This is a genomic window from Streptomyces brevispora (genome assembly GCF_007829885.1).
Classification (GTDB): domain Bacteria; phylum Actinomycetota; class Actinomycetes; order Streptomycetales; family Streptomycetaceae; genus Streptomyces; species Streptomyces brevispora.
The window spans coordinates 229,214-243,254 of record NZ_VIWW01000002.1 but is presented as its reverse complement, the minus strand read 5'-3'; the positions used below and the strand labels follow the sequence as shown (position 1 = coordinate 243,254).

The following is a 14,041-nucleotide window of genomic DNA, read 5'->3' as shown; positions in this document are numbered from 1 at the left end:
GGTCCGCGTCGTCGTACGGCCAGCGGCCGTGTGCGTACCCCCGCGGGAGTAGCCGGCGGGTCGGCGGCTGCTCCCGCCCGGTGTCCGCCGGACCGTCTGCTCGAAGCCAACCGGGAGCTTCTGTGGGAGCGCGGCTACGTGGGTACGCGTCCCGAGGCCATCCAGCAGCACGCGGGCGCGGGCCAGGGCAGCATGTACCGCCACGTCAGCGGCAAGCCCGATCCTGCTCTCACAGCGGCCATTCGGCGTACGGCCTTCGAGCTGCGCCGGCCGGCCGCGCCTTCGACTCCCCCGGGTCGGCGTACGAGCGGATCTCGCGTCACCCGCTGGGTGAGCGCGATGTACTGCGGCGCTGCCCGGTGGACCGGCTGACGATGGCCCCGGAGGTCATGGCGAGCGACGAACTGCGGGCACCCGTGGACGAGACGATTGCGCGGCTTCGCGGCAGGCCGTCCGCGATCGACCAGGACTGCCTGGACCGCGGCGAGTTCACCCGTCCCCTGGTTCCGGACGGCAGCGCGGCGACGATCGTCGCAACGGTGCAGGGCGGCCATGTGCCGGCCCGTGCCTCGGGTTCGGCGGGCGTGCACGTAGTGGCAACGAGCAGGCAGCGCACCATCCACACGGGTGCGCCGATCGCCGCCCATCCGGAGCTGACACCGCCACACCCGACGTACTCACCCTGCCGCGCGGGGAGTTGGATGTCACACCGCACCGGGTGGTTCTCGGGCACCTCCACCGGTCGCCGGGCGGCGGCGCTCAGCAGGCGGCGGCGCGGGCGGGTGCGTTCCTCGCGTTCGGAGGGATCGCGGACCCGCCGGCGCGCGGCCGTCCGTCCGTCCACCCGCCCGTCCGCCCGTCCGCGCCTCAGGCGAGAGCGCCCAGGGGGTCATCCAGCACCGGCTGCCAGGCCAGCTCCGCCGCACCGACCAGGCTGTTGTGGTCGAGGGTGCACGGCAGGATCGGCACACTGCCGCTGCGTCCCCACAGACTGCGGTCGGCGACCACGGCCCGCAGCCGTTCCGGGTCGGCGTCGAGCAGCGCGCGGTGCAGTCCGCCGAGGATGATCCGGTCCGGGTTGAGGATGTTGACCAGCCCGGCGAGACCGAGGCCCAGCCGGTCGATCAGCTCCTCGGCGGCGGTGCGCACCGCCACGTCGTTGTACTCGTTGCGCAGCAGGTCCCCGGACTGCTTGAGGAGTGACTCCTCGGGGCCGGGTGCGCGCCCGGCCGCCGTGAGGAAGGCCAGCGGGTCGGTCTCGACGTCGAGGCAGCCACGGCCGCCGCAGTGGCACGGCCGGCCCTCCGGGTTCACCGTGAGATGACCGACCTCCAGGGCCAGGCCCGAACTCCCGCTGTGCAGGCGGCCGTCCAGGACGAGCGCACCGCCGACGCCGCGGTGGCCGGTGGCCACGCAGAGCAGGTGCTGGGCGCCGCGCCCGGCCCCGTGCCGGTGCTCGGCGAGGGCGGCGAGGTTGACGTCGTTGCCGGTGAACGCAGGTCCGGCGATGCCCGCTTCGCGGACGCATGTGGCGAAGATCTCGCGGACCGGGGCGCCCGCGGGCCAGGCGATGTGAAGCGGATTGAGGGCGGTGCCCTCCGGCTCGGCCACCGCGGACGGCACGGCGAGCCCCGCACCCACACACCTCAGCCCGCTGTCACGCAGCAACCGGGCGCAGTCGTCCACGACTTCACCGATGACCTGCGCCGGGTCCGCCGTGACGGTGACACAGCCCGGGGCGGTCGCGACGAGCCGGCCGCCCAGCCCGACCAGCGCGGCCCGGAAGCCGTCCGCGTGGACCTGGGCCGCGACGGCCACCGGCCCGGACTCCCGCACGGCCAGCCGGTGCGAGGGCCGGCCCTGCGAGCCCGCGGCCGAACCGGGGCTGGAGTCCACCCTGATCAGGCCGAGGGCCTCCAGCTCCGCGGCGACAGCGCCCGCCGTGGCGCGGGTGACACCGAGCTCGGAGGTGAGGACGGCGCGGGTGGGCGCGCGTCCGGTATGGACCAGTTCCAGTGCGGGTCCGAGCGCGCTGCGGCCCCTCTCCAACTTCGTCCGGGTGGTGGTCACCTTGCCGTTCATGGGGGCGAGTCTCCCATGATCCGGAGGTGTTGCCGACGCCATGGTGGCCGGCCTCGCTCCCCGCGCCACCCCGGCCATCAACCGTCTTGCGTACGTTGTCCGCAGGCCTCTATGCTGAGTTTGTGCCGCAACTAAACAAACTGCGGACGGCCCTGCCGGGGGGACCGGGCGGCGACACCGCCCCACCCTCGTTCTCCCGCCTCCGTACCGCGCTGACCGTATTCTTTGCCCTCGACGGGTTCCTGTTCGCCGGCTGGGTGGTCCGTATCCCGGCCATCAAGCAGCAGACCGGCGCCTCGGCCGCCACCCTCGGCCTCGCACTACTCGGCGTATCCGCCGGTGCCGTGATCACCATGATGCTCACCGGCCGGCTCTGCCACCGCTTCGGCAGCCATCGGGTGACCGTGGTCTGCGGCGTCCTGCTCCCGCTCAGCATCGCACTGCCCGCACAGACCCATACTGCACTCTCGCTCGGCCTGGTGCTGCTGGTGTTCGGTGCGGCGTACGGCGGGATGAACGTGGCCATGAACAGTGCCGCGGTGGATCTCGTCGCCACTCTGCGACGCCCCGTGATGCCCAGTTTCCACGCCGCGTTCAGCCTCGGCGGCATGATCGGTGCCGGGCTCGGCGGGCTCGTCGCCGGCGGCCTCTCGCCCTCGAAGCATCTCCTCGTCCTGACGGGATTCGGACTGCTCGTGACAGCCGTCGCGGGCCCCGCACTGCTGCGGCACACCGTTGCGAAACCCGCGGCGCAGACTGCCGCGAACGAGCAGCGCCCCAAGCGCCTGTCCGGACGGGCGCGCCGCGTGGTGCTTCTCTTCGGCATGATCGCGCTCTGCACGGCGTACGGCGAGGGCGCCCTGGCAGACTGGGGCGCCCTCCACCTGGAACAGGACCTGCACGCCCACCCCGGGATCGCGGCGGCCGGCTACTCGCTGTTCGCCCTGGCCATGACGGCCGGCCGGCTCAGCGGCACGGCACTGCTCGAACGGCTCGGCCAGACCCGGACCCTGGTCGCGGGCGGCGGCACCGCGGCGGCGGGCATGCTGCTCGGTTCACTCGCCCCGACCACCTGGCTCGCGCTCCTCGGGTTCGCGATCACCGGACTCGGCCTGGCCAATATCTTCCCGGTGGCGGTCAGCAGGGCCGGTGAGCTGGCGGGTCCCGGCGGAGTGGCCGCGGCCTCGACGCTCGGTTACGGCGGAATGCTGCTCGGACCACCGGCGATCGGCTTCCTGACCGACTGGTTCTCACTGCCCGCGGCTCTCACCACGGTGGCCCTACTGGCAACCGCGGCGGCGGCGCTGGGGTACGGAGCCCGCAACGTGGCACACACCTGAGCGAATGAGTAGCCGTACTCAGGCAGAAACGGTTCCCCGGACGCACGATGGAGAGGTCAGCCACCAACGGGGAGCAATGATGAACAAGCCGGTCATAACCAACCAGCACCTTCGCACGGTCGCACGCCTGACCTTCGGCAACACCGCCTCACTGATCTATCTGGGAATCGTGGCAGCCACTGCCGTGTTCGTCACCGTGGACACCCTGTTCGTCGCCCACGAGGACGCCTCGTTCTCAGGTGTCTGGCTCTTCTTCCTGGCGGCGCCCACCGTGCTCCTCTTCCTCCTCGGCAGCTCGATGTGGGGCGCGGAGGCGGCCGGGCCCGACTGGTATGTGTACCTGGCTCTGGTGGTGTCCGTGCTGGTGCAGTCGTTCGCCCTCGGCTGGTTCGTGCGCCTGCTGCGCGGCGGTTCCGGCCGGACGCGTTCCGCCCACCCCCAGGGTGCCTGACCACTGGTTCTTCGCCGCGCCGTCGCCGCTCACCTGCTGAGCGCGGCGGCTGCTGCTCACCGCCCTCACCGTGACCGGCGACCCCGATCTCGCCCGGCCGCGGCGCGAGCACTCGGCCGTCACCTGGTCCTGAGCCGGCGCCCCCTTCCGCGGATGGGGGCGCCGGCTCACGCCAGGGCGGGGTTGTTCCGGCGGCGCACGCGTTCCTTCCCGGCTGCCCTGCCGGAATGCCTGGTGAACAGGGCTGCTGCCGTCGCTGCGCCCGTGTGGTGCCGGCCGACGAAACGGACCGGGTGCTCCTGCCGAAATCCCGCAGAGCGGGGTTGTCCCCCGGTCACCGCACCTGTGACACTTCGGACATGGGACACCGCAGCCAGGCCGACCGTGACGCCATGACCGTCGAGATCGGCTTCGCGGTACTGACCGGAGCCCTGATGGCCGCAGGGGCGTTCATCGCGGTCAGCGTCCCCAGCGTGTTCCTCGCACCGCACGGCGGTGTGCGGTCCGTGCTGCTCATGATCGCGGCCGGCGTGGCCGGGCTCGTCTTCATGGGGCGCGTCATCGACGTACTGTGGCGGTTCGGCCACCGCGACGCCACTGTCGAGATCGGGGCGCCGGGTGATCCGGTACCACCGGTTCAGCCCAGCCAGCCGGGTCGCACGAGCCCCGACTCGTAGGCGAGGACAACCAGTTGGGCCCGGTCGCGGGCACCGAGCTTGACCATGGTGCGGCTGACGTGGGTCTTGGCCGTGAGCGGGCTGACGACGAGTCGGCGGGCGATCTCGTTGTTGGAGAGCCCTATGCCGACCAGGGCCATCACTTCCCGTTCCCGTTCCGTCAGTTCGCTCAGACCCGTCGGCGTCGCGGGTTCCTTCGAGCGGGCCGCGAACTCGGCGATCAGACGGCGGGTGACGCCCGGGGACAGCAGCGCGTCACCGGCGACCACCGCCCGGACTGCCCGCAGCAGCTCTTCCGGCTCGGTGTCCTTGACCAGGAATCCGGAGGCTCCGGAACGGATCGCCTCGAAGACGTACTCGTCGAGTTCGAAGGTGGTGAGCATGACCACCTTCACCTCGTTCAGCCCGGGGTCCTCGGTGATGGCGCGGGTCGCGGCGAGGCCGTCGAGATGCGGCATCCGGATGTCCATCAGCACGGTGTCCGGCCGCAGTTCACGCACCAGGCGGACGGCCTCCCCGCCGTCGGCGGCCTCGCCCGCCACCTCGATGTCCGGCTGGGCGTCCAGGAGCGCCCGGAATCCCGCCCGGACCAGCAGCTGGTCGTCGGCGAGCAGTACGCGAATCACGGTGTCTCCCTCTGGTGCGGCGCCCGGCCGGTTCGCCGGGCTCACGATGCCTCCTGGCGGTGCGGTGCCCGGTCCGTTCGCCGGGCTCACGATGCCTCCTGGCGGTGCGGCGCCCGGTCCGTTCCGTCGGTCGGCAGCGGAAGTTCGGCACGTACCCGGAAGCCTCCGTCGGGACGGGTCCCCGCCTCGATCGTGCCACCCAGCGCCGCGGCCCGCTCCCGCATGCCCGCCAGTCCGTTGCCGCTGCCCCCGGCGTCCGTGCCGGTGGCCGGTCCCTGGTCGTCGATACGGAGTCGGATGCGGCCCGGATCGTAACCGATGCCGACCTCCGCGGTACGCGAAACGGAGTGCCGCACCACGTTGGTCAGCGCCTCCTGCACGATCCGGAACGCGGCGAGGTCCGCGCCGGGCGGCACGGCGCCGCGTGCGCCGTCCGTCGTGACGGTGACGCTCAGGCCGGTGCTCGCGGCCTGCTCCACCAGCTCGGGCAGCCGGTCGAGTCCGGGCGCCGGCGTCCTGGGCGCGTCCCCGGGGGTGCGAAGCGTGTCGAGGACCTGTCGGACCTCGCCGAGCGCCTCCTTGCTGGCGGCCTTGATCGTGGTGAGCGCCGTGCGGGCCTGTTCGGGGTCCGAGTCGAGCAGGGCGAGGCCGACACCGGCCTGGACGTTGATGACGGAGATGCTGTGCGCGAGGACGTCGTGGAGTTCGCGGGCCATCCGCAGGCGTTCCTCGTCGGCCCGCCGCTTCTCGGCGGCCGCCCGTTCCATCCGCTGGGCGGCCCACTGTTCGCGGCGTACGCGGACGAACTCCGCGGCGGCGACGATGGCCACCGCCCAGGCGGTGACCCCCAGTTCCTGCCCCCAGGGCGGGGCCGAGTCACCGGAGGGAGGCAGCCAGCGGTAGAGCCAGTGGGCGACCAGGAGATGCCCCAGCCACACCATGCCGACCGCCGACCACGCGGCCCGACGGTGTCCGGCGACGACGGCACTGAAGCAGCCCACGGCGACAGCCAGGAAGACCGGACCGTACGGGTAACCGACACCGAGGTAGACCATCGCCGCGGTCGAACTCACGAAGACGGCCACGACGGGGTGGCGGTGGCGCAGCAGCAGCACGGCCACGGAGACGAGGAGGAGCAGCCGGGCGAAGAGGTCCAGCGGGGCCTTCTCGCCGAGCTGGCCGTGGGCCGCGATACCCGATCCGACCATGACGACGACACCGAGCAGCAGAGTCGACAGCCACGGCAGACGGGTGGTGGCCCCTGCCCGCACTCCGGTCAGCCAGCGCGGCGGCTCGCCGTGGCTCCAGGGCCCCCCTGATCCGTGCGCTGCCGCTGCAGTCCCGCTGTCCGGTTCTGCGCGCGCCCAGGACCGTCGCCGCGGCGTTCCGCCCTGGTCACCGGGGGGACCGTCGCTTGTCTGTGAGCGCTGCTGTTCCATGCCGGCCACGCTAGACCGCGGACCACCGCGCGGGCGTCCGCCGGGCGTGGTGATCACCCGTACTCCCTGTGGAGTACGGCGAACGGAGAGGGGAGGGGTGGGAGGGGCGGGAGGGGCCGAAGCAGCCGAAGCGGCCGGCCCACTGGACACCCGGGATCAGGGGCGCCCGGGATCAGAGCGATGTCGGCTCCGCGCTCGGCCTGCCGTGCCGGTACCGCCGCGGTTGCCGCCCGTTCCGCCGCTGCGGCTGCCGCCGCCGAGCAGGCCGACCGTGTGGGCCAGCTCCTCGACGGCATGGCGGAAGAAGATCTCCCTGGCTTCCACGACCCGGTTGAACTGACCGAAGATCTCGAACGACAGCAGTCCGAACAGCTGCGACCAAGCGGCGACGAGCGGTGGGACCACCGCGGGGGGCAGGCCGGGGGCCAGGTCCGCGGCGAGCCTCTCGGCCTCGGGGCGCAACTCTTCGGCCAACGGCGGAAGCGCGAGCCCCTCCGTGCGGTGGGCATCCTCGACGACGGCGATGAGGACGAGGCCGACGCGCGACGCGGGGCCGACGGTGGCCTGCGGCGCCGTGTAGCCGGGCACCGGCGAGCCGTAGATCAGGGCGTACTCATGGGGGTGCGCCAGCGCCCAGTCGCGTACGGCACAGGCGACCGCGATCCAGCGGGTCAGATGAGCAGCGGGCGCGGAAGGGCCCGGACCGGCCGTCCGGTATGCACTCTCGGCGGCCTCACCCACGGAGTCGTACGCATCGACGATCAGGGCCGTCAGCAGTTCGTCGCGGCTGGGGAAGTAGCGGTAGAGCGCGGAGGAGACCATGCCGAGCTCGCGCGCCACCGCACGCAGCGAGAGCTTCGCCGCGCCCTCGGCCGCGAGCTGCCTCCTCGCCTCGTCCTTGATGGCGGCGGTGACCTCCATGCGGGCCCGTTCCCTGGCTCCTCGGATAGCGCTCATGGGCATCATCCTGCCACGCGATCAGAGCGGCGACCAATAATGAGAGCAGTGCTCTTGCTTTAGTGCACCACTCCGGTGCACACTGATCTCAAGCGAGAGCACCGCTCTCCCAATTAGTGGGGATCACCATGTCGCAGCCGCAGGCCTACTACCTTCAGGGAAGCCCGCTCAACGTCCGGCTGAACAGCGTCATCGGCTGGCTCGCCCGGCACGGCGTCAGCCTGCTCGGCTCGCAGGAGTTGTCGGTGCGCGGACGCAAGAGCGGTCAGATGCAGCGCATCCCCGTCAACCCTCACACCTACGAGGGCGCGCAGTACCTGGTCTCGGCCCGTGGCCACTCGCAGTGGGTTCGCAACATGCGGGCCGCGGGCGGCGGTGAACTGCGCAAGGGCCGCAGGAACCGCGTCTTCACCGCCGTGGAGATCGCGGACGACGAGCAGAAGGTGATCGTCGTCCGCGCCTACCTGGAGCGCTGGGGCTGGGAGGTCAACCAGTACTTCCAGGGCATCACGGCGAAGTCCACGGACGCCGAACTCCTCGCGGCCTGCCCCGACCACCCCGTCTTCCGGATCACCGTCGAGGACTGACTGCCCGGCCCGACAACCGATTCCCCGCGCCGCCTCCCCCGCACCGGCTCCCTCACGCCGCCTCGGCCGGATCCGCGCAACTGTCCGGTCCGGCCGGGCCTCTGGCGTTCCCGCCGCGAACGGCGGTGGCTACTTGCGGTCCATCACGGACAGCGCACGCTGCGCCAGCGGATGCGAACGAACCAGCTCGGCCAGCGAGGTCGTCCCCCGGGTGATCCCCGCGAACGCGTTCCACGCCGGGCGGAATCCCGTCAGCACCGCGTGCAGCACACCCGGGCGCCGCTCGAAGAGCTTCAGCATGCGCCGCCCCACGCTCATCTCGACACCCAGCCCGGCCTTGATGGCGAAGGCGTAGTTGAGCGCCTGACGGCGGGCGTCCACCGCGTCGTGCGACTCCGCGACACGGACCGCCCACTCACCGGCGAGCCGCCCCGACCGCAGCGCGAACGAGATGCCCTCGCGGGTCCACGGCTCCAACAGACCGGCCGCGTCACCGCACACGAGCACCCGGCCGCGCGACAGCGGCGAGTCGTCGCTGCGGCAGCGCGTCAGATGGCCGGAGGAGATCTTCGGCTCGAAGCCGGCCAGACCGAGCCGCGCGACGAAGTCCTCCAGGTACCGCTTGGTACCGCCACCGTCGCCGCGCGCCGAGATCACACCGACCGTCAGGGTGTCGCCCTTGGGGAAGACCCATCCGTAACTCCCCGGCATGGGACCCCAGTCGATCAGCACCCGGCCGGCCCAGTCCTCCGCGACCGTCTGCGGAACGGGGATCTCCGCCTCCAGGCCCAGGTCCACCTGGTCGAGCTTCACCCCGACGTGGGCTCCTATCCGCCCGGCACTGCCGTCCGCACCCACCACCGCACGGGCCAGGACGGTCTCGCCGCCGGACAGCACGACCGCGACCGTGCGCCGGTCCGGCACCGCGGCACCGTGCTGCTCGACCCGCGACACCGTCGCGCCGGTACGGAGTTCGGCACCGGCCTTCTGCGCCTCCTCGACCAGACCCGCGTCGAACTCGGGGCGGTTGATCAGCCCGAAGAGCATGCGCCTTGAGCGGCGGGTCCGCGCGAGCCTGCCGTTCAGCGAGAACGTGACCGCGTGGATCCGGTCCTGCAAGGGCAGTTCGAATCCAGGCGGCAGCGAATCACGCGAATACCCGATGATGCCGCCACCGCACGTTTTGTAACGGGGCAGTTCTGCCTTCTCCAGCAGCAGCACCCGACGGCCGGCGACCGCCGCCGCGTATGCCGCGGAGGCTCCCGCCGGTCCGGCGCCGACTACGACGACATCCCACACGGACAACTCTTCGTGCTCATGTCCGGCGTCTGCGTTCTCGCTGCTCACGATGTGCTTCTGCTCCCGATCCCACCAGTGGCCCAAGCTGCTCACGGCATCCTACGGCGCGTTCCGCCCGACCCCTGCTGTGGGAGGATCGGCCGTGCCTCCGTCGTAACCACAACGCCGCATTCGCAGCGCTCAAGTACACGGATTCGTACACATAACGTCGCACCTGCTAGGAGCGTGCCCATGACCGCCCATCCGATTTCCGGGACCATCGCCTCTCTGATGCCCCGTGCCAAGGCGGAGCTCGCCGAGCTGGTGGCCTTCCAGTCGGTGGCGGATCCCGCGGTGTACCCGAGGAGCGAGTGCGACGCCGCCGCCGAGTGGGTTGCCGGGGCGCTGCGCGCCGAGGACTTCCAGGACGTCGCCCTGCTCGACACCCCGGACGGCAGCCGGTCCGTCTACGGCTTCCTGCCCGGTCCGGCCGGTGCGCCCACCGTGCTGCTCTACGCGCACTACGACGTGCAGCCGCCGCTCGACGAGTCCGCCTGGCTCTCCCCGCCGTTCGAGCTGACGGAGCGTGACGGCCGTTGGTTCGGCCGGGGCTCGGCCGACTGCAAGGGCGGCTTCATCATGCATCTCCTCGCGCTGCGCGCCCTCAAGGCGAACGGCGGGGTGCCGGTCTCCGTGAAGGTGATCGCCGAGGGCTCGGAGGAGCAGGGCACCGGAGGTCTGGAGCAGTATGCGCAGGCGCATCCGGAACTGCTCGCCGCCGACACCGTCGTCATCGGCGACACCGGCAATTTCCGCGTCGGCCTGCCCACGGTCACCTCGACCCTGCGCGGGATGACGATGCTGCGGGTCCGGCTCGACACCCTCGAAGGGAACCTGCACTCCGGGCAGTTCGGCGGCGCCGCGCCCGACGCGCTGGCCGCGATGATCCAACTCCTCGCGTCGCTGCGCGCCGAGGACGGAACGACGACCGTCGACGGGCTCACCTCCGATGCCCAGTGGGACGGTCTCCAGTACCCCGAGGCCGAGTTCCGCAAGGACGCGAAGGTGCTCGACGGGGTCGAACTGATCAGCACGGGGACGGTCGCGGACCGGATCTGGGCGCGGCCGGCCGTCACGGTCATCGGCATCGACTGCCCGCCGGTCGTCGGTGCGACGCCCTCGGTGCAGGCGAGCGCACGGGCACAGATCAGCCTGCGGGTGCCGCCGGGCGGCGACGCCGACGAGGCCACGAGGCTGCTCACCGCACATCTGCGGTCGCACGCCCCGTGGGGTGCCCGGATCTCGGTCGAGCAGGTGGGCCAGGGGCAGCCGTTCCGCGCTGATGTCACCAGCCCTGCGTACACGGCGATGGCGGATGCCATGCGGGTCGCGTACCCCGGCGAGGAGATGCAGTCCTCCGGCATGGGCGGCTCGATCCCGCTCTGCAACGCGCTCGCCGGGCTGTACCCGGAGGCGGAGATCCTGCTGATCGGACTGAGCGAGCCCGAGGCGCAGATCCACGCGGTGAACGAGAGCGTGTCGCCCGAGGAACTGGAGCGGATGTCGGTGGCCGAGGCGCTGTTCCTGCGGAACTACGCCGCCTCCAAGAAGGTCTGAGCAGCCCGGCCCGTGTCGGGCGGGCGGGGCCGGTCGGGCGGGCGGGGCCGAACCGGGTCGCACTGATCCGGGCCGGGTCACACCGGGCCGGGCCCGCCGGCCCCTGCCCGCCGGCCTCCGCTACGCGTTGAGCGGAGCACGCCCAGAGCGTAGATCCGTGCGGCGGACGTCCGCCGCTGCATACGTTCGTCGCACGGATCTCGTCGAAGTGCTTCCCCGGCTGCACATGTTCCGGTTCCCGATCGGTCAGGCGTACCTCTGGCGCGACGGGGCGGATCTCACCCTGATCGCCCGGCCCCCGCCCGCATCTCCCGGATCGTCATCACGCACGGCCATCGCGACCACTACGGCGCCGCCCAGGAACTGGCCGACCGCCACGGCGCCGAGATTCTGGCCCACCGGCTCGACGCACCAGTGATCCGGGGCGACGAGGAGATCGGCGACCCGGTGCTGCTGGACGGGGAACGTCCGTTGTACGAGCACGCGCTGACCGTGCCCGCGGCCCCGCCGGCCCGGGTCGACCGCGAGCTCTCCGACGGCTCGACGATCGGCTTCGGCGGCGGTGCGCGGGTGATCCACTCCCCCGGTCACACCCCGGGTTCCATCGGTCTCCATCTCCCCGCGCACGGGGTGCTGTTCACCGGGGACTGCGTGGGGGGCGTCGGGCAGGTGATGCTGGACGTCTTCAACATCCACCGTGAGCAGGCCGTGGCCTCGTTCCAGCGGCCGGCGGCACTGGAACCGGCCACGGTCTGCTTCGGCCACGGTGATCCCGTCACCGCCGACGCCGCCGCGGTACTGCACGCCTCAGCCGACCGGGACTCCGGCCTCCAGGTTGAGCACGGCTGACTGCTCGCGGGCACGCAGCGCCCAGCGCAGCCGTTCGTACCGGGTGGGCGGCAGCATGATGGCCGCCTCGGCCTCGGTGACGAACCGCCAGCCGCGTAGTTCGGAACCGGGCAGCATCAGCCGTTCGGCCTCCCGGCCCGGCAGCAGGCCGCCGTCGAAGAGCAGCCGCAGCCCACCGTATCCGGGCGGCTCGGGCGCCTCCCAGTCGATGACGAGCAGTTTCGGCACCCGTTCGAGTCGTATGCCTATCTCCTCGGCGACCTCTCTGATCCCGGCCTGTGCCGGGGCTTCACCGGACTCCACCACGCCGCCGGGGAACTCCCAGCCGGGTTTGTAGGTGGGGTCGACGAGCAGGACCCGGCCGTCCTCGTCGAAGAGCAGCACCCCCGCCGCGACGGTCTCCGACGTCGGGTCGGGTGTCTGCACGATCTCGCAGGCCGGTGCCGCCCCCGTGTCCAGGGCCTCGGCGATGAGCTCGGCGGTCTCGTGCGGGGTGAGCGCGCTGTTGTCGATGGTGTGGGCGTCCCCGGTGATCCAGTCGAGCGCCGACAGGTAGGGCCCGATGTGCTCGTACGCCCACTGACGGACCCGTTCGCTGTGTTCCGGATCGTCGGCGATTTCCACTCGGCCGGCGATCCGTTGCCGCAGGATCGTTTCGTCGGGTGAGAGCAGCACATGGCGCACCGGAATGCGCCGGGAAGCGAGCCCTCCGAAGATCTCGTCGCGATACTCCTGTCGCAGCAGCGTCATCGGCACCACCAGTACCCCACCGACCTCGGCGAGCAGGGCCGCCGCGGTGTCCACCACCAGGCGCCGCCAGATCGGCAGGTCCTGGAAGTCGGTGACCTCGGCGAGCTTCTTCTGGGGCAGCAGATGCCGCAGCCCCGCGCCGGTCAGTTCCGGGTCGTAGAAGGTGCTGTTCGGGATCAGATCGATCAGTTCGCGCGCGGCGCTGGTTTTGCCCGCGCTGAACGCACCGTTGATCCAGACGATCACGGTTCCCCCTCTTCCGTAGCCCCCTGTGGCTTGCCCGCAACACCCTCCCTCGAAAACCCGTTTGAGGCGATGCCGTTGCACGAACGCAGCCACAGGCAGGTGTCCCGGGGTAGCGGGAACGGCGGCTCGGAGCCGTAACGGGGAAGGCCGGGCGTCGTTGGAGCCGACAGCAGAGAGAACGACAGGGGGTGCATCGTGCCTCGCACCGTGCTTGAGCAGTTCCCCGCGGGAGGTCCGCGGGGCAGTTGGCCGGCGGAGGAGTTCGCGGCGGCCCGCCGCGTCGAGGGTGTCGCGGCGGAGGTCGTGATGGACCTGGAACAAGACGCGTTCCTGGTGGTCGTGCCCCAGCAGTCCTCGGACCGGGGCCGCTGAGCCCTGGCGGGACACGCAGGTGAACGACCGGTACCGCTCGTCGGCCTGCCTGTCCGGTGGGGCGCAGCCTCGTTCCGGCGCGCGGACACGGCGTCGAAGAGGCCCAGCCATCCAATTGCCGGACCGTGGGGTGTCGGCGCACCGGCCGCGGGGCCGTGCCTCGGCGAGCGGGGCGCGGACGGTGCCCGGCTCATGAAGGTTGAAGTGCCCGCCGTCCGCCGATCCCACCGGCCCGTAGTGCAGCACACGCCCTGGCGCTCAGGGGGTATCGCCCCGCCAGTCCCACTTGTACGGCTCGTTCGCCCGCGGTCCGTACTCGGCCCTGCCGCCGGCCCCGTAGGAGCCGATCTCGGTGATCAGGGCGGTGCCGTCCGCGAGGGCGACCCCCGTCCAGCCGGTGACATCCAGCAGCAGGCCGTCGAGCGGGCCGCCCACCAGTTCCCGGTAGACACGCCCCGGCCGGGGACCCGGGTCGGGGTCGTCGTGATCGGCGCCGTACACGCGCCGCCGCATGATCTCGTCCATATCAGAAGGATCGCACCGCCCACTGACAACTTCCTCGGTCAGCGGGCCCGTGTGACTCGATCGGAGGCATGTCCGCCCGTTCGGGCCGCGTGTGTACGCAGCCCAGGGACATGAGAAGGCATTGATCATTCAACTCCGGAGCTGTTCAATCGACGGATGGCCGAGACCGATGCCGACCGGGAGCCCTGGACCGCACTGTCCGAACGCTTTCGTCCCTCCGAGCGCCTGGCCGAGGCGTGGTTGCG

The 14,041-nt window shown here is 71.6% G+C and carries 13 protein-coding genes and 2 pseudogenes; 8 read left to right on the top strand and 7 right to left on the bottom strand.

All coding sequences use genetic code 11. The features are described from left to right. Positions 1–30: 30 nt before the first annotated feature. Positions 31–578, top strand: a pseudogene (locus FHX80_RS30560) (TetR/AcrR family transcriptional regulator); the annotation flags it as partial. A 289-nt stretch (positions 579–867) separates the two neighbouring features. Here the strand turns inward: FHX80_RS30560 and FHX80_RS30550 are convergent. Then, positions 868–2,082 carry an ROK family protein gene (locus FHX80_RS30550; protein ID WP_145767745.1) on the bottom strand — a complete coding sequence of 405 codons (1,215 nt, stop codon included), beginning with the start codon at positions 2,080–2,082 and terminating at the stop codon, positions 868–870. A gap of 122 nt (positions 2,083–2,204) precedes the next feature. On the opposite strand from FHX80_RS30550, the gene FHX80_RS30545 reads away from it, so the two are divergent. The 3 genes from FHX80_RS30545 to FHX80_RS30535 all read left to right on the top strand — a co-directional run bounded on the left by FHX80_RS30545 (position 2,205) and on the right by FHX80_RS30535 (position 4,550). After that, on the top strand, positions 2,205–3,422 hold the full coding sequence (locus tag FHX80_RS30545; RefSeq protein WP_145767744.1) for an MFS transporter: 1,218 nt from the start codon (positions 2,205–2,207) through the stop codon (positions 3,420–3,422). Between the two features lie 79 nt (positions 3,423–3,501). Further along, positions 3,502–3,873, top strand: a complete 372-nt coding sequence (locus tag FHX80_RS30540) for an SCO4225 family membrane protein (protein ID WP_145767743.1) — start codon at positions 3,502–3,504, stop codon at positions 3,871–3,873. 359 nt (positions 3,874–4,232) lie between these two features. After that, a complete protein-coding gene (locus FHX80_RS30535) occupies positions 4,233–4,550 on the top strand; it encodes a DUF6332 family protein (protein WP_145767742.1) in 318 nt (105 codons plus the stop codon). On the opposite strand, the gene FHX80_RS30530 is transcribed toward FHX80_RS30535, so the two are convergent. The 3 genes from FHX80_RS30530 to FHX80_RS30520 all read right to left on the bottom strand — a co-directional run bounded on the left by FHX80_RS30530 (position 4,511) and on the right by FHX80_RS30520 (position 7,572). After that, positions 4,511–5,176, bottom strand: coding sequence for a response regulator (locus FHX80_RS30530; RefSeq protein ID WP_145767741.1), 666 nt, complete (start codon positions 5,174–5,176; stop codon positions 4,511–4,513). The genes FHX80_RS30535 and FHX80_RS30530 overlap by 40 nt on opposite strands. An 86-nt stretch (positions 5,177–5,262) precedes the next feature. Continuing rightward, positions 5,263–6,615, bottom strand: a complete 1,353-nt coding sequence (locus tag FHX80_RS30525) for a sensor histidine kinase (RefSeq protein WP_145767740.1) — start codon at positions 6,613–6,615, stop codon at positions 5,263–5,265. Between the two features lie 156 nt (positions 6,616–6,771). Then, positions 6,772–7,572 (bottom strand): TetR/AcrR family transcriptional regulator, encoded by an 801-nt coding sequence (locus FHX80_RS30520; RefSeq protein ID WP_145767739.1) that lies wholly within the window; start codon positions 7,570–7,572, stop codon positions 6,772–6,774. A gap of 128 nt (positions 7,573–7,700) precedes the next feature. Here FHX80_RS30520 and FHX80_RS30515 point away from each other — a divergent pair, with 128 nt between their 5' ends. Further along, complete coding sequence (locus FHX80_RS30515) at positions 7,701–8,159, top strand: nitroreductase/quinone reductase family protein (protein WP_145767738.1); 459 nt, start codon at positions 7,701–7,703, stop codon at positions 8,157–8,159. A 129-nt stretch (positions 8,160–8,288) separates the two neighbouring features. Here the strand turns inward: FHX80_RS30515 and FHX80_RS30510 are convergent, their stop codons facing one another. Continuing rightward, the gene (locus tag FHX80_RS30510) at positions 8,289–9,506 is read right to left on the bottom strand and encodes a geranylgeranyl reductase family protein (RefSeq protein ID WP_145767737.1); all 1,218 of its coding nucleotides are present in this window, start codon (positions 9,504–9,506) and stop codon (positions 8,289–8,291) included. A 183-nt stretch (positions 9,507–9,689) separates the two neighbouring features. Here FHX80_RS30510 and FHX80_RS30505 point away from each other — a divergent pair, with 183 nt between their 5' ends. Together FHX80_RS30505 and FHX80_RS30500 are read left to right on the top strand one after the other, a co-directional pair. Then, complete coding sequence (locus FHX80_RS30505; RefSeq protein ID WP_145767736.1) at positions 9,690–11,054, top strand: dipeptidase; 1,365 nt, start codon at positions 9,690–9,692, stop codon at positions 11,052–11,054. 226 nt (positions 11,055–11,280) lie between these two features. Continuing rightward, positions 11,281–11,903: pseudogene (locus FHX80_RS30500) on the top strand (MBL fold metallo-hydrolase). Here the strand turns inward: FHX80_RS30500 and FHX80_RS30495 are convergent. Continuing rightward, positions 11,862–12,899, bottom strand: a complete 1,038-nt coding sequence (locus FHX80_RS30495) for an NUDIX hydrolase (RefSeq protein ID WP_145767735.1) — start codon at positions 12,897–12,899, stop codon at positions 11,862–11,864. The pseudogene FHX80_RS30500 and the gene FHX80_RS30495 overlap by 42 nt on opposite strands. Positions 12,900–13,094: 195 nt before the next feature. Between FHX80_RS30495 and FHX80_RS34930 the strand changes: the two genes are divergently transcribed. Then, positions 13,095–13,271: a hypothetical protein gene (locus FHX80_RS34930; protein ID WP_167523777.1), complete on the top strand. Its 177-nt coding sequence runs from the start codon at positions 13,095–13,097 to the stop codon at positions 13,269–13,271. A 258-nt stretch (positions 13,272–13,529) separates the two neighbouring features. On the opposite strand, the gene FHX80_RS30490 is transcribed toward FHX80_RS34930, so the two are convergent. Further along, positions 13,530–13,796 carry a hypothetical protein gene (locus FHX80_RS30490; protein ID WP_145767734.1) on the bottom strand — a complete coding sequence of 89 codons (267 nt, stop codon included), beginning with the start codon at positions 13,794–13,796 and terminating at the stop codon, positions 13,530–13,532. Positions 13,797–14,041 lie beyond the last annotated feature (245 nt).

What these genes read in the sequence shown, in the direction of transcription:
- FHX80_RS30550 (WP_145767745.1), bottom strand. Translation starts at nt 2,082, where the DNA reads ATGAACGGCAAGGTGACCACCACCCGGACGAAGTTGGAGAGGGGCCGC.
- FHX80_RS30540 (WP_145767743.1), top strand. Translation starts at nt 3,502, where the DNA reads ATGAACAAGCCGGTCATAACCAACCAGCACCTTCGCACGGTCGCACGC.
- FHX80_RS30535 (WP_145767742.1), top strand. Translation starts at nt 4,233, where the DNA reads ATGGGACACCGCAGCCAGGCCGACCGTGACGCCATGACCGTCGAGATC.
- FHX80_RS30525 (WP_145767740.1), bottom strand. Translation starts at nt 6,615, where the DNA reads ATGGAACAGCAGCGCTCACAGACAAGCGACGGTCCCCCCGGTGACCAG.
- FHX80_RS30520 (WP_145767739.1), bottom strand. Translation starts at nt 7,572, where the DNA reads ATGAGCGCTATCCGAGGAGCCAGGGAACGGGCCCGCATGGAGGTCACC.
- FHX80_RS30515 (WP_145767738.1), top strand. Translation starts at nt 7,701, where the DNA reads ATGTCGCAGCCGCAGGCCTACTACCTTCAGGGAAGCCCGCTCAACGTC.
- FHX80_RS30505 (WP_145767736.1), top strand. Translation starts at nt 9,690, where the DNA reads ATGACCGCCCATCCGATTTCCGGGACCATCGCCTCTCTGATGCCCCGT.
- FHX80_RS30490 (WP_145767734.1), bottom strand. Translation starts at nt 13,796, where the DNA reads ATGGACGAGATCATGCGGCGGCGCGTGTACGGCGCCGATCACGACGAC.